At 30.1% G+C, this 21,927-nt stretch carries 16 protein-coding genes; 10 read left to right on the top strand and 6 right to left on the bottom strand.

The features are described 5' to 3' along the window. Window positions 1-88: 88 nt before the first annotated feature. Complete coding sequence (locus ACKI3Q_RS06200; RefSeq protein ID WP_407415313.1) at window positions 89-2,095, top strand: ATP-binding protein; 2,007 nt, start codon at window positions 89-91, stop codon at window positions 2,093-2,095. 124 nt (window positions 2,096-2,219) lie between these two features. Here the strand turns inward: ACKI3Q_RS06200 and ACKI3Q_RS06205 are convergent, their stop codons facing one another. After that, window positions 2,220-3,113: a hypothetical protein gene (locus ACKI3Q_RS06205; protein WP_407415315.1), complete on the bottom strand. Its 894-nt coding sequence runs from the start codon at window positions 3,111-3,113 to the stop codon at window positions 2,220-2,222. 304 nt (window positions 3,114-3,417) lie between these two features. On the opposite strand from ACKI3Q_RS06205, the gene ACKI3Q_RS06210 reads away from it, so the two are divergent. Genes ACKI3Q_RS06210 through ACKI3Q_RS06225 form a run of 4 tightly spaced genes read left to right on the top strand, consistent with a single transcriptional unit; the run spans window position 3,418 to window position 6,069 of the window. Next, a complete protein-coding gene (locus ACKI3Q_RS06210) occupies window positions 3,418-3,825 on the top strand; it encodes a translation initiation factor IF-2 subunit beta (protein ID WP_407415317.1) in 408 nt (135 codons plus the stop codon). Window positions 3,826-3,856: 31 nt separating this feature from the next. Further along, on the top strand, window positions 3,857-4,900 hold the full coding sequence (locus tag ACKI3Q_RS06215) for a 60S ribosomal export protein NMD3 (RefSeq protein ID WP_407415319.1): 1,044 nt from the start codon (window positions 3,857-3,859) through the stop codon (window positions 4,898-4,900). 5 nt (window positions 4,901-4,905) lie between these two features. Continuing rightward, complete coding sequence (locus ACKI3Q_RS06220) at window positions 4,906-5,868, top strand: tyrosine--tRNA ligase (RefSeq protein ID WP_407415321.1); 963 nt, start codon at window positions 4,906-4,908, stop codon at window positions 5,866-5,868. Next, a complete protein-coding gene (locus tag ACKI3Q_RS06225) occupies window positions 5,869-6,069 on the top strand; it encodes a hypothetical protein (RefSeq protein WP_407415323.1) in 201 nt (66 codons plus the stop codon). A 29-nt stretch (window positions 6,070-6,098) separates the two neighbouring features. Here ACKI3Q_RS06225 and tmk read toward each other — a convergent pair whose 3' ends face one another. Then, window positions 6,099-6,698 carry a dTMP kinase gene (gene tmk, locus ACKI3Q_RS06230; protein ID WP_407415343.1) on the bottom strand — a complete coding sequence of 200 codons (600 nt, stop codon included), beginning with the start codon at window positions 6,696-6,698 and terminating at the stop codon, window positions 6,099-6,101. Between the two features lie 90 nt (window positions 6,699-6,788). Here tmk and ACKI3Q_RS06235 point away from each other — a divergent pair, with 90 nt between their 5' ends. From ACKI3Q_RS06235 to ACKI3Q_RS06255, 5 genes are all read left to right on the top strand, one after another. Next, entirely contained in the window at window positions 6,789-9,281 is a 2,493-nt protein-coding gene (locus ACKI3Q_RS06235) for a DUF3656 domain-containing protein (RefSeq protein WP_407415325.1), read from the top strand. After that, complete coding sequence (locus tag ACKI3Q_RS06240; RefSeq protein WP_407415327.1) at window positions 9,268-11,643, top strand: DUF3656 domain-containing protein; 2,376 nt, start codon at window positions 9,268-9,270, stop codon at window positions 11,641-11,643. The genes ACKI3Q_RS06235 and ACKI3Q_RS06240 overlap by 14 nt, the downstream gene beginning before the upstream one ends. Window positions 11,644-11,687: 44 nt before the next feature. Next, a complete protein-coding gene (locus ACKI3Q_RS06245) occupies window positions 11,688-13,613 on the top strand; it encodes a MutS-related protein (RefSeq protein WP_407415329.1) in 1,926 nt (641 codons plus the stop codon). A gap of 27 nt (window positions 13,614-13,640) precedes the next feature. Next, entirely contained in the window at window positions 13,641-15,296 is a 1,656-nt protein-coding gene (locus tag ACKI3Q_RS06250; protein WP_407415331.1) for an ABC1 kinase family protein, read from the top strand. Window positions 15,297-15,360: 64 nt separating this feature from the next. After that, window positions 15,361-16,779: a radical SAM protein gene (locus tag ACKI3Q_RS06255; RefSeq protein WP_407415333.1), complete on the top strand. Its 1,419-nt coding sequence runs from the start codon at window positions 15,361-15,363 to the stop codon at window positions 16,777-16,779. A 213-nt stretch (window positions 16,780-16,992) separates the two neighbouring features. Here ACKI3Q_RS06255 and ACKI3Q_RS06260 read toward each other — a convergent pair whose 3' ends face one another. The 4 genes from ACKI3Q_RS06260 to ACKI3Q_RS06275 form a co-directional block, all read right to left on the bottom strand. Then, complete coding sequence (locus tag ACKI3Q_RS06260; RefSeq protein WP_407415335.1) at window positions 16,993-18,861, bottom strand: histidine kinase dimerization/phosphoacceptor domain -containing protein; 1,869 nt, start codon at window positions 18,859-18,861, stop codon at window positions 16,993-16,995. A gap of 116 nt (window positions 18,862-18,977) precedes the next feature. After that, window positions 18,978-19,292 (bottom strand): AzlD domain-containing protein, encoded by a 315-nt coding sequence (locus ACKI3Q_RS06265; RefSeq protein WP_407415337.1) that lies wholly within the window; start codon window positions 19,290-19,292, stop codon window positions 18,978-18,980. Beyond that, entirely contained in the window at window positions 19,292-19,930 is a 639-nt protein-coding gene (locus ACKI3Q_RS06270; RefSeq protein ID WP_407415339.1) for an AzlC family ABC transporter permease, read from the bottom strand. Before ACKI3Q_RS06270 ends, ACKI3Q_RS06265 begins: the two co-directional genes overlap by 1 nt. A 440-nt stretch (window positions 19,931-20,370) precedes the next feature. After that, window positions 20,371-21,927 (bottom strand): MATE family efflux transporter (locus ACKI3Q_RS06275; RefSeq protein ID WP_407415341.1); only part of this gene is annotated, 1,557 nt, incomplete at its 5' end.

The raw sequence follows: 21,927 nt of genomic DNA on the forward strand, positions 1-21,927 counted from the left end.
ATGTTTATTGGTATTAATATATAATTTTTACTTACAAATTTTACCCTCCAATTAATTTTTTAAGTAAGAAAAAATAATGTAATATATAATGAAATCTACTACTAAATCACAAACATCAATTGCGAAATTCGAGGAATTTTTTGCAACATCATATAAGGATGATGTGTTTGAAATCCTTGAAACATATCCGGATAACCGATCGCTAACTGTAGATTATAATACATTAGAAGTGTTTGATCCAGACTTGGCGGATTTGTTAATAGATAAGCCAGAGGAAGTTATTGAGGCTGCTCAAATAGCTGTTAAAAATATCGACCCCTTAGCTAAAGATGCTGATTTAAACATTCGTTTTAAAAATGTGACAAATATCATTCCTTTAAAAATATTATTAAGTAAATATATTGGAACATTTGTTGCTGCAGAGGGTATTGTAAGAAAAACAGATGAAATAAGACCCCGCATTGAAACTGCTGTTTTTGAATGTAGAGGCTGTATGCGCCTGCATGAAGTTGAGCAAACTTCCGACAGAACAATTTTAGAGCCTTCTTTATGTGGAGAATGTGGTGGAAGGTCTTTCAGATTACTCCAAGAAGAATCACATTATATTGACACACAAACAGCAAGAATGCAGGAACCTTTAGAGAATTTATCCGGAGGAACTGAACCTAAACAGATGTTGATGATTTTAGAAGATGATTTAGTAGATGAATTAAATCCTGGAGATAAAGTAAGAATTACTGGAACATTGAAAACGTTTAGGGAAGAAAGAAGCGGTAAATTCAAAAATTATATTTATGTAAATCATATTGAGCCTTTAGAGCAGGAATTTGAAGAACTGCATTTATCTGAAGAAGATGAAGAGGAAATTTTAGAACTATCAAAAGATCCTAACATTTATGAAAAAATTATCAAATCAACTGCCCCTTCAATCAGAGGTTATCGTGATGTGAAAGAATCCATTGCATTGCAATTATTTGGAGGATCTGCAAAACAACTTGAAGATGAAACCCGTTTAAGAGGAGATATTCATATTCTTATTGTAGGGGACCCAGGTATCGGTAAATCCCAAATTCTTAAGTATGTTTCTAAATTAGCTCCAAGAAGTATTTATACAAGCGGTAAGGGTACTACTGGTGCTGGTTTAACTGCAGCCGCAGTTAGAGATGAATTAGGTGGATGGTCACTTGAAGCAGGTGCATTAGTTTTAGGAGACCAAGGTAATGTGTGTGTTGACGAATTGGATAAAATGAGGTCAGAAGACCGTTCAGCACTTCACGAAGCACTGGAACAACAGACAGTCAGTATTGCAAAGGCAGGAATTATGGCAACATTAAATTCAAGATGTTCCGTTCTTGCAGCAGCAAACCCGAAATTTGGAAGGTTTGATAGGTTTAAAGTTTTAGCTGACCAAATTGAATTGCCACCCCCAATTTTATCTCGTTTTGATTTGATATGGATTGTTGAAGATAAACCAAGTAGAAAAGGTGATTCAGAGCTTGCACAGCACATTCTTAATATTCACCAGTCCAATGCTGTGGATTATGAAATTGAACCTGATTTGCTTAGAAAATACATTGCTTATGCACGTAAAAATGTTAATCCCGTTTTAAGTGACGAAGCAAATGAAGTATTAAAAAATTTCTATGTGGATACAAGAAACAGCAGCGGCAATACTGAAGAGAACACTGTCGTTCCAATTACTGCAAGGCAACTTGAGGCAATCATCCGTTTATCAGAAGCCTGTGCTAAAGTAAAATTAAAAGAAGTAGTAGAAAAAGAAGATGCGAAAAAAGCAGTAAGGCTTCAAATGGCGTCCCTCAAAGATGCAGGTGTTGATCCTGAAACCGGTGAAATCGAAGCAGACATTGTTGGTGGAGGAAGGCCAAAATCCGAAAGGGATAAAATGAGTACTCTTGTAGATGAAATCAAATTAATCGAAGAGGAATATAATGGACAGGCTCCATTAACTGTTTTAAAATCCAATATGGAAGAAAAACATGGTGTGAGTGAAGATAAAGTTGATAATCTTATAAGAAACTTAACACAAAGAGGAATATTATACGAACCAAGTCCAGGAAATGTTAAAAGGGTGTAATTAATATTCATGACCAAATAACCTGTTATCGGAAATTTGAATGAAACTCCAAAAACTTTTTTCCGATACCAGCATATGCATATCTTTCAAATACATTCTATTTAGCGATGGCAACTCATGTTTTTTAGTTTAATATTTTCTCAACTTGTTTAATATCCATTTTTGTTTTTATTGCAATTTCTTTTATAGTCATTCCAGAATCATATAAGTTTTTTATTATTTCTTTTTTACCTTCAATCATACCCTCTTTCATACCTTCAATCATGCCTTCTTTCATACCTTCAATCATGCCTTCTTTCTTACCAATTTCTAATCCATCTTGTTTTTTTAGTTCACCATATTCATATATTGCACTCATTTGATCACCCAATAAATATAATAATATATTTTTTAGTTCTTTATTTTCAACAAATTTATCTACCAATAGCCATTCAATACCAAAACATAATCTTTTCGTTGATGACGGTATATCATTTAATTTAATTAATATATCAGCTGTTTTTTTAATGTTTTGTTCAATGTTTCGATTTTTGGTCATGATTGGAGCTAGTGAAAAATATATACATTCTTTTCGTGTGATATTAATTTCCTGATTATATTTTTCTTCAATTTCATTAATAATTTTTTCTCCATCAAAAATATCATTTCCAATAACGTCATAATTGAAAGTATTTGTATCATTTACTTTATATGAAACTTTTTTTGATTTTTCTGCAGTACTTATTACACAGAGATTTACTTGTTTATCATTTTCTTTTTTGTAATCGGTAATTGACACATAACAGTGCACTCTTTGTGAAAATTTCTCATTAACTTTTGTACTTTGAAATTCTATTATCAGATTTTCATCATCCAACTCCAATATTAAATCCGGCCTGAATGTAGTAGGGTCTATTAATCGCAACTCTTTTGTCCAGATTTTTTTGACATTTGATTTTTTATTTGTAATATTTAGAAGAATTTCCACATCTTCTTCAGCAATATCCTTAAAAATCATGTCCTCTTGAAATTCAGCCATATACAATTCACCACCAATAATCGATATGAAAACTTTATTTTAAAAGGTTAAATAGATTGATAATTAAATTAAACTAAGTTAATTTATATAAAAAGAATTTATAATAAGAATATTTATTTTTTATAAGAATATTTTAATTTAAAATCAATTTTACTTATCAAAAACAATTTTTTAATCTGATGAAAATAGCTAATATGACTACCACGAACAACCTACTGCAAGTTTCTTTGCATGGATAACTTAATAAATGATTAAAATAATATTTAATATATTATACTTATACTAATTTTTATGAGGTGATAATATGGATAATTATGAAGATTTATTAGAAAGAGCAATAGACCAATTACCTCCTGAAGTATTTGAACACAAAAGATTTAAAATTCCTAAAGCTTATTCAGATATGCAAGGTAATAGAACATTCATTAAAAATTTTAAAGAAGTGAGTGAAGGTTTAAATAGAGACCCACAACATTTATTAAAGTTCTTAATGAGAGAGTTAGGTACTGCAGGTAACGTAGACGGTTCTAGAGCTATATTACAAGGTAAATTTACCCATTACTTAATTAATGAAAGAATTGAAGATTATGTAGACAAATATGTCATTTGTCATGAATGTAACAGACCAGATACTAAAATTATAAGAGAAGGTAGAATATTCTTATTAAAATGTTCTGCTTGTGGTGCAACAGCCCCACTTAAACAATTATAATTTTTTATCTTCTTATTTTTAAAGGATTTTTATGTTTTGTATAGAGTGTGGAAGCGAAGATAAACAGATGGTAGGAGAAATCTGCATTGACTGTTTTTTAAAGGATTTTAAGATGATTGAAATTCCAAAAAACATTGATGTCGAAATATGCAGCCATTGCAATAGCAGATTGGAAGAAGGAAAATGGAGTGAATCTTACCTTCCGGAAGATGAAATAATCTATCGAGCACTAGAGAGAAATATAAAAATCAATGATTTGGTTGAAAATGAAGAAATCAACCTTGAAATTGACCAGATTAAAGGTACAATAGCTAATTGTTTTGTTGAAGTTGTCGGTGAAGTTTATGGAGTTTCAATTGATGAAACTCACGATACAGAAGTTAGAATTAAAAAAACTGTTTGCCCGCCATGCAGTAAAATGCAATCAGGATATTATGAAACAGTAATTCAATTTAGAGCAGATAATCGTGAAATAACTGCTGAAGAATATGCAAAAGCAGACGAAATAGTAGCAAGAACCCTAGATAAACAGGCAAAAGTAGATAAATTAGCATATTGTCCTCAAATCGCAAAACTTAAAGAAGGTTATGATTACTATATCGGATCTTTTAAAACAGGCCGTAAAGTGGCAGAAGCACTGAAAGACGAATTTGGAGGAGTTATTAAAGAATCTCCAAGACTTATAAGTGAAGATAAATCTACCGGAAAAGGCCTTTATAGAATCTGGATTTCAGTCAGAATTCCTGAGTTTGAAAGAGATGACATAATAGAATTTGAAAATAAGATAATTCAGGTTACAGATATTGATAAAAACAGAGTTGTTGGAACAGACATTAAAACAAACAAAAAACAAAATATTCCACTAAAGAATATGGAGGACATTAAACTTGTTAAAAAGGCAGATGAAATAGAAACCACAACCATAATATCAATGTCTCCAAAAATAATTCAAATATTAGATCCAAGCGATTATTCTGCTGTTGATTTGGAAATGCAGGATGGATTCAGTGATTATAATATTGGTGATGAAATCAAAATTATCAAAATTGAAAATTACATTTACTTAATCAAGTGATAAAGATGAATATTGAAGAAAAAATTCAGTTAATTGAAGAAGGAACCTTAGAAGTTATAGATACTGAAGAGTTAAAAGAAATTCTTGAAAAAGAACAACCTATAGCTTATACCGGTTATGAGCCTTCAGGAAAAATTCATTTAGGACATGCAGTAACTGTACAAAAACTTAAGACTTTGCAGAAGTTAGGTTTTAAAATTAAAATATTGCTTGCAGATTACCATGCATTTTTAAATGGAAAAGGAACAGTTGAAGAGATTACTGAAACCGCTGAGTACAATAAAAAATGTTTCCAGGCATTAGGTCTTGATGAAACTACAGAATATATTTTAGGATCCGAATTCCAATTAGAAAGTGAATATGCAAATAAAATTTATCAATTAGCTACATTAACTACATTAAAAAGAGCAAGACGAAGTATGGATCAGGTAAGTCGTGCAGACGATAATCCAAAAGTAGCCAGCGTAATTTATCCCCTTATGCAAACCGTTGATATGGCTGCTCTTGAAGTAGATGTTGCATTGGGTGGTATGGAACAGAGAAAAATCCAAATGTTGGCACGTGAAAACCTTGAAAAAATAGGTGAAAATGTTCCTGTCTGTATTCACACTCCATTATTACATGGACTTGACGGTGATGCTAAAATGTCCTCAAGTAAAGGCAACTATATCGCAGTAGACGATTCTGTTGAAGAAATCACCAAAAAAATCAATAAAAGTTACTGCCCTCAAGGAGAAATTGAAGGAAATCCTATGATTGAAATCGCAGAAACTTTTGTCTATCCGAATCAAGATACATTACTTATTAAAAGACCTGAAAAATTCGGTGGAGATATCGAATTAACTAAAGAAGAATTACTCAAAGACTTTAGTGAAGGCAACTTACATCCAATGGATTTAAAAAATGGAATTAAAGATTTCTTAATTGAATTCTTTGCCCCAGTAAGAGAATACATGGAGGAAAATTAAATGGAAGAAGAAGAATATCAAATGGGTTTACCAAACGGTGTTGGAGAAGCTATGCTTGCACATACAATAGAAAAATTTGATGTGAAACTCGAACACGGAGAATATGGACCAAGACTTATAGGTTCATATGAAGAGCTTGAAAAAGCAAAACAATTCTTGGCAGACGCTATTGCTGAGAGACTAAAAGAATTGGAAGGATAATATCCTTCAATTTTACTATTTTTTAAAAATCACAAAATACAATCTTTGCACAGTCCAACATGGGGCGCTACAGCTTTTTTAATATCAGATGAAACCTTATTAATGCCGTTGCTCGCATCAATGATTTCATGGTTAAATTCTTTAATGATTTCTAAATAATTGGCTTTAACTCCAGTTAAGAATTCCTCATTTTCAAATTCATCTTCACCAGAGGTTCTTGCAACTGATGTCTTAACATCCAAATCCAGAAGCAAAACCAAATCCGGCTTTTTCGCATATTTATTGAGTTCACGAATCCACTCAGCAGGTTCTTGATAAGCTAAGCTTGAAATAAATGACCTGTCAGATATGAAAACCTTTTTATCATCAGACAATTTATCCATTATGAGCATCCTGTCTGCTGCAAAAAGCAATCCTAATGTTTTTTGAACCTTATCCGTTTCTGCATCCGGTCTCTGCAGGATTTCTCTTATTAATTTACCAACTTCTGAATCAGTTGGTTCCACTATCGTTTCAACTTCCAAACCATTATTTTCTAACCATTCTTTCAACATTTGAATTTGAGTGGATTTACCAGCACCATCAATTCCTTCAAAAACAATATACATAGAATTAATTTTAGTTAAAATATTATTTAAAATATGACAATTAACTTCATTTTTAAATAATACAAAAAACAAATCTTTAAGTGCTAAAAATTATTAAGGTGTAAATAAAAAATGGTTTTATCAGAATTATTAGCTCCAGCGGGCTCTTATGAAGTACTGGTGATAGCAGTAAATGCTGGTGCCGATGCAGTTTATTTCGCAGGTCAGAATTATGGTGCCAGGGCTTTTGCTAAAAACTTTACAATGGAAGAAATTGAAAAAGCAGTTAAATATGCTCATTTAAATAATGTTAAAGTCCATGTTACAGTCAACACATTAATCAACAATTTTGAAATATTAAATGTAATCGATTATCTATTCAAATTATATCAAATCGGCGTTGATGCAGTCATCGTGCAGGATTTCGGATTGATACAACTATTAAAGAAATTAATTCCGGATTTAGAAGTTCATGCATCTACTCAAATGGCGTTAAGTAATTATAGTGCAATGAAATGGGCTTGGGAAAATAACATTAAACGGATTGTTCTTCCAAGGGAAAAAAACATTCAAGAAATTAAAGCAATCCATAATCAATTGAAGAAAGAAAATATTGATTTGGAACTTGAAGCCTTTGGTCATGGCGCACTGTGTTACTGCGTATCAGGTAACTGTTATATGTCTTCATACAATAGCGGAAGAAGCGGAAACCGTGGAGCCTGTGCACAGCCATGCAGAAGAGAATATCGTCTAAAATACAGAGGATACAATGTCGGGAATGGATTTTTGCTGTCAACACATGACCTTGCAACATACAATAATATTCACGCAATATCCGATACTGGAGTAACTTCCCTTAAATTGGAAGGAAGAATGAAATCTGGAGACTATATTGGGACCATTGTCAATAGCTACAGAAACATTATTGATGGAAATCCTGGAGATTGGGAAAAAGACCTGCACCTTGTTTTCAACAGGCAATTTACCAACGGATATATAATGAACGATAAGCCCGGTGAAGTGATGGGAAGAGGCAGTTCCGGACATGAAGGATTATATATTGGTGACATTACCAACATTGATGGGACAAAAGTAACTATTAAAATTAAAAACAGAGAAATTCCTGTAATTTTAGAAAAAGGCGATGGAATTGCATTTAAATATAACGGCAAAATCAAAGGAATTTATCTTGAAAACATTATAAAGCAGGATGAAAACGAAATCATTATTGATACTACACGTCTTGTTAAAGTTGGAACAGAGGTTTTCATTAGCTATTCTGCAAAGACACATGAAAGCCTAAAACAATTTAAAAATGAAACAATCAAAAGTAAAATCCCCATTAATGTGACTTTCAATTTCCAAGAGGATTTGACTGCAAACATTAAAGTAGAATATTATATGGGCGATGAATTAATTAACTTCAGGCACAAAGGAATTGCAAGATTTGAAGAGGCTAAAAACAGGCCAATTACAAAAGAATCAATAATTGCCCAACTTGAAAAAACTGGCGGAACACCATTTTACATGGGAAAAATTACATTTAATGATATGCAGGAAAATTTATTTATTCCAATCAGCGGATTGAATAAAATTAGAAGAGAAATCCTGGATAAAGCACAGGAATTACTCTTAAATCATTATACCCCAACCAAAAAATCAATAAAAGCAACAAGAAAATTGATTGAAGAGTTTAAAAGCAATTATGAAAAATATGAAAATAAAACAAATACCAAAGCAAAATTATCCCTTTTTGCTAACGATTTGGATCAGGTTAGGGCAGCCAACGGATTTGACTTAAAAAGAATTTATTTGGATGTAAACTGTTCATATAACAACAAAAATGATTATTATTCAAACATCAAAGATATTTTAAAGGAAGCCAACCAAATTGCACCTGAAATTGAAATTGTCTGGGTTTTATCATCATTCATTAACGAGTATGAATTAATTAAAGCTAATGAAATAATTAAAGAATTGGAAAGTGAAGGATATATGATATCCGTCATGATTGACTCCCCAGGAATGGAGAAAATATTTGATTGCCCAATTTATGGAAACCATAACTTAAATATATGGAACTCCTATGCTGTTGAAAGCTTATCAAAATATAATGGATTGATTTTATCCTCAGAACTTTCAGGACGTGAAATTAAAGAGATTACCACAAAAAATTACATTAAAAATACTGATTTGGAAATGATAGTTCATGGTAATCTGGAAGTCATTGTAAGCCGTGATGATTTTACAAACTTAAATGATGGGCGAGACTTTATTATTTCAAACAATGCAGAATATGCAACATTGGAAGATAAAAAAAGAAAGAAATTTAAATATAAAGTATTTTTCGATTACAATAAACAAAGCCATATTTTAAACAAAGATTGTTTATGCCTGATTGAAGAGATGAACGATATTAAAAGTCTGAACTTAGATAATTTAATCGTTGACTGCAGATATTCAAATGAAAAATACACCAAACAAATTTTATCAATCTATAACGATAGTTTAGGGGATATCGACGATGAAAAATTATCTGAATTCAAATATAAAATAATGGATTTCTCACAATCATATATCAATAAAGGAAATTACATTGAAGGAAGGTTACATGAAGATACCTGAATTACTAGCACCCGTCGGATCCATGGAGCATTTAAGAATTGCAATTAATGCAGGTGCCAGCTCCGTTTATTTGTCCGGAAAAAATTATGGTGCAAGAAAGTTTGCCCAAAACTTTACTCTAGATGAAATACACGAAGCGGTAAAGCTTTCACACCTGCATAATGTACGCGTTTACGTTACAGTCAATACATTAATTAAAGAAAAGGAACTTGAAAGTGTCTTGAATTATTTAAATGAGTTATATGCAATTGGTGTTGATGCTGTTTTAATTCAGGATTTAGGATTAATAGAACTGATCAACAAACACATTCCAAAACTTAAAATTCATGCTTCAACACAATTAACATGTGAAAATCAGCGAAAAATAGATTATCTTGAAAGTAAAAATGTTAAAAGAATTGTTCTGCCCCGTGAGATGAGAAAAAAAGAAATTGAAAACTTAAAAACTAATATGGAACTTGAAATCTTTGCCCATGGTGCACTTTGCTATTCATATTCGGGACAATGCCTAATGAGCAGTTTTAAAGGTGGAAGAAGTGGAAACAGAGGAACCTGTGCTCAGCCATGCAGACAAAAATACAGATTAAACAACAAAGAGGATTACTACATATCACCAAAAGATTTATGTTTATATGATGAGCTGAAAGAAATAGCTGAGTTAAATATAAAATGCATCAAAATTGAAGGAAGAATGCGTTCAAAAGAATATCTGGGCATAGTTATAAGTGAATACAGAAAGGCCTTAAACAAACTAAAAAGCAATAAAACTTCAAAAACAGAAATGCTCAATTTGGTTTTCAATAGAGGATTTACAAAAGGACAATTCACCAACACTTACCAAAGAAGTATAAGACCCGGACATTTAGGTTTGAAGATTGGTAAAGTGCATGAAGTTAAAAATTCACAAATCGCAATTAAAATTGATGACAACATCAAAACAATTCCTGAAAAAGGCGATGGATTATTGTTTATTAAAAAAAGTGATGACTACGGAATGGAAATATCACAAAATCCAATTGTAACAACATTAAATCACTTTAACAAGAATAAATTTAAACAAATTAAAGACATGACAAGACCAAATAAAGTTTTAATTATTAAAAAAGTTCGTCAGAACAAGAAAAATAAATTTAAACTGGAAAATTCTGATGTTTATTTGACAAAAAGGAATTCACTGACAAAATTAGTTAAGGAAATAGAAAATAAAGGTTCTAGCTTTGTTAAATCCAAATTAATTTTAACATTTTCACTAAAAAATAAATATCCTCAACTGAAAGGACGTTTGACTTTAGCCAATCAAAAAGTTGTAACTTGTGAAGTGAGTGGAACCACTAAATTTGAAATACCATTAAAAAGAAACGTCACACAGGAAACAATTAAAAAGCAACTATCTAAATTAGATAATTATCCATTCCAGATAACACAAATCAACATGAACTATGATGGTAGCCTATTTATTCCTATTAAAGAAATCAATAAAATACGAAGAGAATTGCTTGAAGGATTGGAAACTGAAATTCATAAATTACATGAAAATAAAAAAGAAAAAATCACATTTAAAGAAAATCCACAAAATAGAAGTGAAAAAATATCACTGTCATATTATACAAATAATTTAGATGATTTGGAATTGATTAACGGTGTTAAAAGAGTTTATTTAGAGATTCCTCCAAATGACAGCATTAACTTCATGGTCAATTTCCTGAAAAAGGCGGTTGAAATTACATATTCTAAAGATTATGATTTGATATGGAAATGGCCAGATATTGCCCATGATGACCTGATTAAATCATTAAATAAAGTTAGAGGCATTTTAAATAAAATGGGTTATCAGTTAAAAGTAATGTCTAATGATTTTAAAGGAGATTATGGTCCTTATTCAATGAATATAACAAATACTGAATCCATAAACTCCTTAAAAAATTATGAATTGATTACAATATCTCCTGAGCTTAGAAAAAAGGATTATGAAGACATTATTAAAAATTGTGAAGATAACTCAAAAATAGAACTTTTAGTTCATGGATCTGTTGAATTAATGAAAACGCGATACGGATTTAAGGAAAATATTAATAATGCCGATTTAATTGATAATAAGAATAAGAAATATCCAATAAAATATAATTTATCTGGAGAAGAATTAATTATATTTAATAGTGAAGACCTTTCATTGATTGATGAAATAGAATATTTAGCATCTATAGGATATGTTAACTTTTCAATAGATGGGCGTTATAAAAATAAAGATTACATTAAAATGATTGATTTATATAACGATATTTTAAATGGTAAAAAGATAAATAAAGAAATTTTTAGAAATACAACTAAAGGCAATTACTCTTCAAATGCTCTAGGCAAATAACTAATTATATATAAATATTAAATAATCATAAGGGTTTGGTTTAAATGGAAGGAGACTTACATACATTGCAAGAAATAAAAGGTATAGGAGATAAAATCTCTGAAAAGATAATAAGAAGTGTTGGGGGAGAAGAAGAACTCCAGAAAATAATTGATGATGTTGATGTTGAAAGAATAATTAATATTGATGGAATTAGTCAAAGAAAAGCTATTCAAATAATGAACCAACTATTGAATAACGACAATTATGAATTTATGAAAAGTGACAGAGCTTTAGAGATTTACGAAGACATAATAAATAAAATGCTATCATATTCAAATACATCATATTCCAAAAATAGAATCCTTTTATTATCCCCTTCAAAAGACCTGAATAAAATCAAAAAACAAGCCAAATTTATTATGGATGCTAAAAAAGAAGTATCACAAATGCCAATAATTAAATTAAGAGGCCTAATGAAAAATTTAAAAGAGCTTGAAGAGCCAAAAGCTGAATATGATGCCAGTAAAGTTATCCTTGTTGAAAATGAAGAAGATAACTCCTATCTAACCGATTTAGGCCTTAACCAATACTACCCAATCATTACTGCAAGCGACTCCCCATTACTACAAGAGGAATTAATGAATTACGATTTAATATTTTATGTTTATTCTCAAGGTATTCTTGATTTTGAAGGAATGCCAAACCTTGTTATGATTAATATTGAGGAAAATGACTATGAAATTGTTCCGGAAAAAATTATAAACTTTTTTACACAAAACCAAGACATTTTTCAAAGAGTTCATGAAATCCAAAAAATCAGAAACCAAGAAAGTGTTTTGGGAGACATTATCCCCATCATTGATGAATTAAATATCGTTGATAAAAAAGAAGTGGATATTGACGAACTTGTTAATTCACTTAAATATGAGATGGATGAAGAACTTGAAAAGTCAATTAAAAATGTTGATCTTGAAGGAGATGAAATTCTCAATTTATTAAATAATAATTTCCCACCAAAGATTAGCAAAATATTTGACGACATTATAAGTAAACGTAAAGCAATTATCAAAGATGAAACCGGAATGGATTTTGACCCATATCTCAGAAAATATCCAATCGAAATTGATGAACAAGAAATACAAAGAGTAAAACTAGAACGCTCATCCAAAAAAGAAAACGATATTTTCGATATTAAAAAAAGTGCATCCATACAGTTAAATTCAATCAAACAAAAAGCAATAGAAGAAGTTAAAGATGTAATTAAGTTTGATTATGAATTTTCACTAGGAAGCTTTGCATACGAATATGACCTTGTAGAGCCAGAATTCAGTGAAGACATTAGATTAAAGGGAGCACTACATTTAGATTTATCACTTAAAAAAGATGATGAAAATATTCAAAAAATCGATTATGAATTAACACAAAAAGAGAATGTTGCACTTTTAACCGGAGCAAACAGCGGCGGTAAAACAACACTTTTAGAAACCCTAACCCAAATTTCCATAATGGCCCAAATGGGACTGCCAGTAAGTGCTGATGCATGTGAAATAAAATTATTTGATGAGATATATCACTTTTCTAAAAAAAGATCACTTGATGCAGGAGCATTTGAATCCTTTTTGAATGTATTTATTCCAATAGTAACAACAGACAGTGAAAAATTAGTTTTGCTGGATGAACTTGAAGGAATAACCGAACTGGAAGCTGCTGTTAAAATCATATCAACATTCATAGATATGATTAAAGAATCCAATTCCTATGGAATAATTGTAACCCATATGGCAAGAGAATTGATGAATTATACAGACATTCGAGTAGATGGTATTGAAGCAAAGGGATTAGATGAAAACTATAATTTGATAGTGGACAGAACCCCAAGAATGAATTTCCTTGCAAAAAGTACACCAGAATTAATTTTAAAAAGAATATATGAAAAATCAGATGATGAACTAAAAGCGGTATATGCAAGAATATTAGAAAAATTCTAAATACTATATATCACATAAATTTTAACAATGAAAGTTCGGAACAAAACAAAAAATTCAGATATTCAAAGAATAAATCAAATCTATAAAGTCCTTAAAAAAAATGATTTCGGATATTTAATAGAAGAAAACACATTTTTTAAAACATTTCCCTTCCTCAGAAACAGAAAAATAAATGATGATGCGGAATTACTTGATGGAACAATTCCTATAAGAGTAAGAAAAGTATTGGAGGAATTAGGTCCCGCATTTATTAAACTAGGCCAAATGCTATCTACAAGACCGGATTTAGTTGGACTTGAAATATCTGAAGAATTGGAAAAATTAAGAGATGAAACACCAATCACTGATTTTAGTGAAATAAAAGAAGTTATTGAATCCGAATTAGGACTTCCATTAGATAAAATTTACAAAGACATTGATGAAACACCAATTGGTTCTGCTTCAATAGGACAAGTCCATACTGCTAAATTAAAGAAAGACAATAAAAAAGTAGCCATTAAAGTTCAAAAACCAAAAAGCGAAGAAATAATAATGAGCGATTTAAAAATAATGAAATTTTTAGCAGTGCGAATCGACAGATACATAAATAAATCAAAAGTTTATAATTTCCCCGCAATCGTTATGGAATTTGAAAAAACGATTTTAAAAGAAATAAATTTCTTAGAAGAAGTAAGAAATATGGAAGTTCTTGCAAACAACTTTAAAACAATCCCATACATACATATTCCTGAAGCATATATACAATATTGTTCCGGAAAAGTAATAACAATGGAATTCATTGAAGGAAAACAATTATCTGAAGTTATTGAAGATAAATCTGACAAGTATAATAAAAAATTAATAGCAAAAAGAGGAATGGATTCCTACTTTAAACAAGTAATGATTGACGGTTTTTTCCATGCTGATCCCCATCCGGGAAATATAATAATTTTAGATAAAAATAAGGTCTGTTACATTGATATGGGAATGATGGGAATTCTAGATGATACATTTAAAGAAAATCTAGCAGAGCTTATTTTATTATTAATTAATGGTAATACGGATAATATTATCAACCAATTAATTTATATGGACATAATTACACCAGCACAAAATACACCTGAGCTGAAAGCAGATATTAATGACTTGATGAAAAAATATTATGGAACAAAATTAAAAAATGTGAATGGAAGCATTGAAGATCTGCTGGATGTAATGGTAAAAAATAATGTGGTATTGCCAAGAGAATTTGTAATGATTGCAAGAGGATTGGCTTTAATTGAGGAAAGTGGTAAAAAGTTAAATCCCGAATTTGATACTGCTGAAGAACTTAAAGGGTTATCTAAAAAAATCATTTTACATAAAGCATCCCCACAAAGATTAGTGAAAATAGGTTCAAATTATCTCCTAGAAATAGGACACTTAGCAAAAAATCTTCCAAACACAGTCAATAATACACTATCAAAATTAGAAGAAGGCGACATTACAATAAAACTAAAACATGAAGGAATAAGTGAAATATCAAAACAAGTAACAACAGCAATAATTATTGCAGCATTAATTGTTGGATCTTCACTTGCATTATTTGCAGATAAAGGACCTACATTATTTAATATCCCTATTCTTGGATTAATTGGTTATATAATAAGTTTCGCATTAGGAATGTATCTTGTAGTCCAATATATAATGTTTAATTTGGATTAATAAAAAAATTATATTAATAACATATATAAAGATAATAAGATATTCAGAAAATAGGAAATATAACATGGTAAAAATTGATCAATATCTTAATAAATTTAAAGAAAAAATTACAAAAAGAGAAAATAACATAACACTTATCAGCCCACAAAAAGAAACAATGGTGTTTGATGCAGTTAATCTTGATACAAACAATACTTGCAATCAAAGATGCCGCTTTTGCTTTACATCATTTAATGAAAAACCAATTAACATGGACATAAATACTTTTAAAGCAGTGCTTGAAGTATTGCCCCTAGTTAAAGATTATGCTGGGGGAGGATATGGATTTTATTTTTCATGCATATATGAACCTACGATAAATCCATTATTTTTAGAATATTTAGATTTATTGCCAGATATAGCCAAAAATAAGTGTTTTTTAACAACTAATCTTGCAAAACCCATGGATGAAGGGTTTATAAAAAGACTATTGTCTGCAAATATCCGTTTAGTAAATATTTCAATAGAAAGCCTGAAACCAGAAAGGTTTGAATATATTACTCAAAACAAGAAATTTAACCATTATATAAATAATTTGAATACATTAGAAAAAGTTATTAATGAAATTGATATAGATATTCCGATTTTGAGATTTATTACCATATTATTAAAAGAAAATAAAGATGAAATTATTGATTTAGTAAAATATACATGTAAACATTTTCCTATAGAATCACATGAAATCAGAACCCCATTTATCAACTATTATGAAAATATGGGATGGAACAAAAAGCAATATTTATCAAAAGAAGAAGTGGATGAAATAATAACCCAATTAAATAAATTAGAATGTATAGTTGATACAGTCATTATGTCCTCCGAAGATTTAGAAAAATATGAAAATGAAGAAAATAATAAAGAAAATGAAAAATTAGACAGTTACCAAAAAGCCATAAACCGTTTTAAAATCGTAGAAGACTATGAATATTTATTTTTAAGGATTAATTCTGATGGAACATGCATTGATAAAAAGAATAATGTTGCCGAAAAAATATCTCTTGAAAATCCTAGAAAATATTTTAAAGATAAACTCTTTGAATTATATTCCTATAGAAGCGAAGCAGCAGCATGTTCGGATTATGGCGGATATGAAAATCCTGATTCAGGAGATGGATTTATTTTAGTTGATAAAATCAGTGAAAATGATGCATATATCGAATTTACTGGATGGTGTTGTCCAGATAGAAAAGTTAATACTGACAAACTCATTATAAAACTAACCGGACTAGATGGCGATGTAAATTACTATCATGCATCAACGAAAAAGAGATTCGATGCAGACGAATTTAAAGAAAAAGAAAAAGGATGGTGTGGAGGATATACCACATACATTGATAAGAACAAACTTAAAAATAACAAATATTACATCGATTTAATTTATGAAACTGAAACTAGCCAAATTATTAGTTATAGATGGGAAAATTTCATATTAAGTTTGAACTAAATATTGCATAGTATATTATTTATATCATTTTTTCAAGAAAATATAGTATTTTAATGATTGATTATATTATCACTTAATTAAAAATTTTTTTAAGTGAATAGCAATGCATATCCAATATATTTTAAATCAATTTCATCATGCCGATGAAAAAAAATTTTGAACTAAAAAAACATATTTCAATAGAATTTTCATTTCAATGAAAATTAATGGCAATCATTCAATGGTGTGTTCCATTTGAGTTGGGAAAACCAGCCTATATGCAGTACCTTTTTCCTGTTTAATCAGACTTACATTTCCTCCCAACTGTTTAGTTAAGCTTTTGATTATTTCACAGCCCAAATTTGTACTTATATTATCCATATCTTTAATGCCGACACCATTATCCTTTATTATTAATTCAGCAACATTATTGCCAACATTTCTTATTTCCTTAGTTATCTTATTGTTAGGTGAGGTCTTATCTGGAAATGCATGTTTAATGGCATTCATGGTTATTTCATCAATAATCAGAAGCAGAGGAGTGATAACTTCTATAGACAAATCCAAATCCTCATCAACATAAGTTTCAAACTCAATATTATTAGGAATATCAACCACATTTATTGTCTGTTTATCATGATCAACCAAATAATCTCTCAAATTAATATTTTTAAAATCATTGGAGTTATAAGTCTTTTCATGAAGCAATGCGAGAGAATTTAAACGTGTTTGCATATGTTCAATAATCAAATCAGGATTATCCTTGTACGCTCTTTTTTCAAGGTTTAAAAAACTGCTTAGAATTTGCAGGTTGTTTTTAACCCTATGATGAATTTCTTTTATTAAAATCAGCCTATTTTCATTGGATACTATTAATTGTTCCTGTTTACGTCTTTCTTCAGTAATATCTGTTAAAAAACCTAGACTATGTGGTGTATTTCCATATTCAAAACGCTCAATATACAAATCAACGATTTTCCTATTGTCTGGATTTCCATCAACATAATAACAAAAAGTTTCATCAATTTTATTTATTTCACCATCTACCAATTTTTCCAAACGTTGAACAACATCTTTATCAACTATATTTTTAAAAATATCCCTCGAATGGACATATTCTTCATAATCCTTTTCAATAAGATAATAAAAACCTTTTGAGAACTTAAATTGTTTAACATTTAACGGTTCAATCAACAAAGCCAATTTTTTGCTGTTTTTAAAACCATCCAACAGGAAATCAACAGGTTTGGTGAGTTCATCACTGGAATACTGGGTTATATCATTCATCATACCCTGACGAATGATGATACCACTTTCATCAAAATAAGAATATATATTAACTTCTATAGTTTTTAAAGTACCATCTTTAGTTTTAATACGAATAACTTCATCACACTGTGCAGTATCCTTATTAGTCATATCAAAAATTTTATTTACGATGTGCTTATCTTCAGGTATCACCAAATCAAAAACAATGTTAAAATAATCATCAGATTCCTCTTTTGCACGGTTTATAATATTATAAATTCCCTGTGACCAGGTATATTTTCCATTGATATTATAGTAACTGCCCGTTTGAGAAAAATTTTCTATGATATCATTTTTATCTTCATCAAAATTTCTATATTCCAAATCAACACGGTTGCTTGTCTTTGTATCAATATTTTTAGTTGTTACAAAAATCTTTCCCATATCAAAAACTATCTTAGCAGCACTCAGCTTTGATAATTTATTCTTATGATAATATACAAACCTTATATTTTTAATTGTGTGATTTTTGTAGACATCAACCAGTTCATCTTGTAAAATTTCATGAAATAATGGAGATAATTTGCTTAATAATCTTCCTTTCACATCATCTTGAGTGCAGTTATATTTATCAAGGGTAAAATTACCTATGCTTTGGATAATGAAATCTTCACCTTCTTCATAAGGAACCAAACAATGGATTTCAACAGGAATATTGTTTATAAGATGATGAAATGCTAAATCTTCAATATCAAACTCCTTAGGCATAGGTTTATAGAAATCTTTTTGACTAGCATTAAAAATACGAATTTCATCAATTCCCTCCAAATCCATATATTCTTTTTCTACCCTCATACTACACCCAATAATATAATTAAAAACAGACTATAAAAAATATTATATTGTTAATTATATTTAAATTAAATCATTTTAATCTCCACATATACATTTCTATTTTTTAACATCATGAATTAAAAGAAAGGAACAATTGAATAAACAGTGATCAACACAACTACAGTCAATATCACAATGGCTCCAAGAGGAACTTTCTTCCAGGCAAGTCCTGCCGCCACAACAGCACCGATCAAACCAATATACCATAATTGATTGTCAACTGTCAATACTCCAGGACATATTAATGCTGAAAGAGCAGTATATGGGATTAAGTCCAAGAATTTCTCAACCTTTGGAGGAAAATCAAGTTTATCAATAAATAATACTGGAATTAACCTTGGAATAAATGTTACAACAGCACATCCCAAAATCACCAAGCTAATATAATCCATTATGAATCACCTGAAAGAAAATATTCATCATCCACAATATACATTCCAATTCCTGCTCCAACTAGTGTTGAAACTATTAAAGACCAGTTTCCTAAAAATTGAGATAATACAATGTTTAAAACTGCAGTTATTAATACCAAAGCTGCAATTTGCTTTGAATCTTTAACAGCAGGGACTAAAATAGCCACAAACAATGCATATAGTGAAATATTGAAACTATTCGTAACAATTACAGGAAGAATATCAAGCAGAACAACACCGATTGCTGCACCTAAACACCAGCTTAGCCATGCAGTGATAGCAATTCCAAGATATATCCAAATTGAAGAATCTTCTGAAAGCGAAAATACTGCAAATGATTCATCAACAGTAACATGTGCTGCTAAAATATTTAATCCAAAATTGGACTCTTCAACCTGATTTAAAACACATGTTGACATTACAAAATATCTTAAATTTACAACAAAGTTAGTCAATATTATTGCTATTGCTGTTGCACCTGAAAGTGCCATTGATGCTGCAATGATTTGTCCGGCACCCGCATAAACAAGAAATGACATGGATATTGTTTGCAATGGCGTGAATCCTGCCTTCATTGCAATTGCAGCATAACCAATACCCATTGGAACATAACCCAATGTAATTGGAATACTCTTTTTTGCACCATCAATAAATTTAGATTTTCTAGAAATAATAAACGACTCCCAAAAATTTAATTAAATATCATTTTTAACAAGAAATATGAGCAATATACTCCAAATAATAATTTGTACTTTAATATCTATTAAATTTAATATTTATCCATATCTATGTTAGTATCTTCATGATGTTTGCATATATACAAAACAAAAGATTATGACAATTTGTCCCGCGTTACCTTTTTCTAAAATTACTATTTAAAGCAAAAATTTTCATAATAGGCTATTAAATCAATTCCCGATTAATATTTTACAAAATTAACTTTCAAATTACTAATTGAAATATACACACAAAGGCAATATAATATAATTAAAATATATTAAATTATTATATTGTTACTAAATTAATTGTGACGAATATTAAATCATTCAAACGGATACTAGAAATTTTTGATTGTAATTACAGTACTGTTCAATCCCAAAACCCGTGCATAATCAATTTTATCAGCAACACTCAATAAAACTTTAATGTGATCATACTCACACCCATCTCTTTCAACAGTAGGGTTAAATTCAACACCTTGATCTTTTATCGAAATTAAAATTTGCTCACTTTGAATTTTGATTAAAATATCCATTGTTCCAACATCACCATTAGTTTTAACAATATTTGCCAGCATTTCTTCAATAGCTAAAGATACTTTTACTGAAGTCAACTCAGAAATATTCATTGATTTCAGATAATCCAGAACCTGTGAAGCTAAATCTGCGATTTCATTTATGTTGGCATTTACCGATAAATCCAGTATATTTTCTTCATCCTGTTTTTTAAGTAAAAAGAAACCTGAATATTCACCGTTAGTTTTTCTTTCAATATATCTGGAGTAAACAAACATGAATATTATTGTAGCAATCTCTGCAATTAAAAATGCAATTAAAATGCCATTAAATCCCATTAAAGGAATGAGCAGTATTGCTCCCCCAACCGGAAAAATCAAACCTTCAATAAATGCAATCAATAATGAATATTTCTCCCTTTGGATGGATTCTACATAATAGATCATTATGAAGCATATGACCAGCCCTATGAAACTTAATGAAAATAATCTTATTGCATTGGTTGCAACAGGGACATATGCAGGGTCATTAATGCTGAAAAGGAACAGTATGGCTTGAGGACAAATCATAAATATTGCCATCATGACTGCTCCGGAAATAATGCCCAATTTGATGGCCCGCTTTATGGTGTATCCGACACTGTTGTAATCCTCTTCCTGATGATATACTGATATAATCGGAGACATTGACTGACTTATTCCAATTGCAAACATGTAAATCAAAACCGAAGAATTATCGCATACGCTGAATGCCACAAGCCCCACAGCACCCATTACAATTTGAACCAGATAGTTGATAATGAATAATTTCAAGGTTATGAAAAGCTGTATTGAAGCTGGAGGAAAACCTGAAATGACAATATCCTTAAAATAGGCAATGAATTGATTGAATTTGATTTTTGAAAGTGATAATAATTTAATAGTACGTTTATCATTAAAGAAATAATATGAAATAAATATTGATGCTAAAATTTGTCCGGTCAATGTAGCAAGAGCAGCACCGCCAATATTCATACCAAAGACCTGCAGATAAACGAAGTCCATGACTATATTTACCACATTGGATATTATGATGGCGATTAAAGATAAATTGGGTATCCCATCGGCACGGGAAAAATAGGATATTCCCAACAGATAACACATGAAAGGAAATCCGACAAGAGTTAAAGAAAAGAAATCCTTTACGAGAGGAAATAGCTGGGAGCTGGATTCCATATTTGCCGAACATAAAAGGCCAACAATAGGATCTATAAATATCAGCCCCAAAATCGAAATGACAATTCCAATCGCCACCAGACTAACCATTGAAACCGTAAAATAGGCATTACTACTGAAATCATCATATTTCGCCTTCATGGAAGACATTAGAATGCTGCCTCC

The sequence above is a fragment of the Methanobrevibacter sp. genome, from assembly GCF_045636185.1.
GTDB lineage: Archaea > Methanobacteriota > Methanobacteria > Methanobacteriales > Methanobacteriaceae > Methanocatella.

Excerpts from the sequence above, each read along its gene's own strand:
- ACKI3Q_RS06200 (WP_407415313.1), top strand. The coding sequence starts at position 89 with ATGAAATCTACTACTAAATCACAAACATCAATTGCGAAATTCGAGGAA.
- ACKI3Q_RS06205 (WP_407415315.1), bottom strand. The coding sequence starts at position 3,113 with ATGGCTGAATTTCAAGAGGACATGATTTTTAAGGATATTGCTGAAGAA.
- ACKI3Q_RS06210 (WP_407415317.1), top strand. The coding sequence starts at position 3,418 with ATGGATAATTATGAAGATTTATTAGAAAGAGCAATAGACCAATTACCT.
- ACKI3Q_RS06215 (WP_407415319.1), top strand. The coding sequence starts at position 3,857 with ATGTTTTGTATAGAGTGTGGAAGCGAAGATAAACAGATGGTAGGAGAA.
- ACKI3Q_RS06220 (WP_407415321.1), top strand. The coding sequence starts at position 4,906 with ATGAATATTGAAGAAAAAATTCAGTTAATTGAAGAAGGAACCTTAGAA.
- ACKI3Q_RS06225 (WP_407415323.1), top strand. The coding sequence starts at position 5,869 with ATGGAAGAAGAAGAATATCAAATGGGTTTACCAAACGGTGTTGGAGAA.
- ACKI3Q_RS06235 (WP_407415325.1), top strand. The coding sequence starts at position 6,789 with ATGGTTTTATCAGAATTATTAGCTCCAGCGGGCTCTTATGAAGTACTG.
- ACKI3Q_RS06240 (WP_407415327.1), top strand. The coding sequence starts at position 9,268 with ATGAAGATACCTGAATTACTAGCACCCGTCGGATCCATGGAGCATTTA.
- ACKI3Q_RS06245 (WP_407415329.1), top strand. The coding sequence starts at position 11,688 with ATGGAAGGAGACTTACATACATTGCAAGAAATAAAAGGTATAGGAGAT.
- ACKI3Q_RS06250 (WP_407415331.1), top strand. The coding sequence starts at position 13,641 with ATGAAAGTTCGGAACAAAACAAAAAATTCAGATATTCAAAGAATAAAT.
- ACKI3Q_RS06255 (WP_407415333.1), top strand. The coding sequence starts at position 15,361 with ATGGTAAAAATTGATCAATATCTTAATAAATTTAAAGAAAAAATTACA.
- ACKI3Q_RS06260 (WP_407415335.1), bottom strand. The coding sequence starts at position 18,861 with ATGAGGGTAGAAAAAGAATATATGGATTTGGAGGGAATTGATGAAATT.
- ACKI3Q_RS06265 (WP_407415337.1), bottom strand. The coding sequence starts at position 19,292 with ATGGATTATATTAGCTTGGTGATTTTGGGATGTGCTGTTGTAACATTT.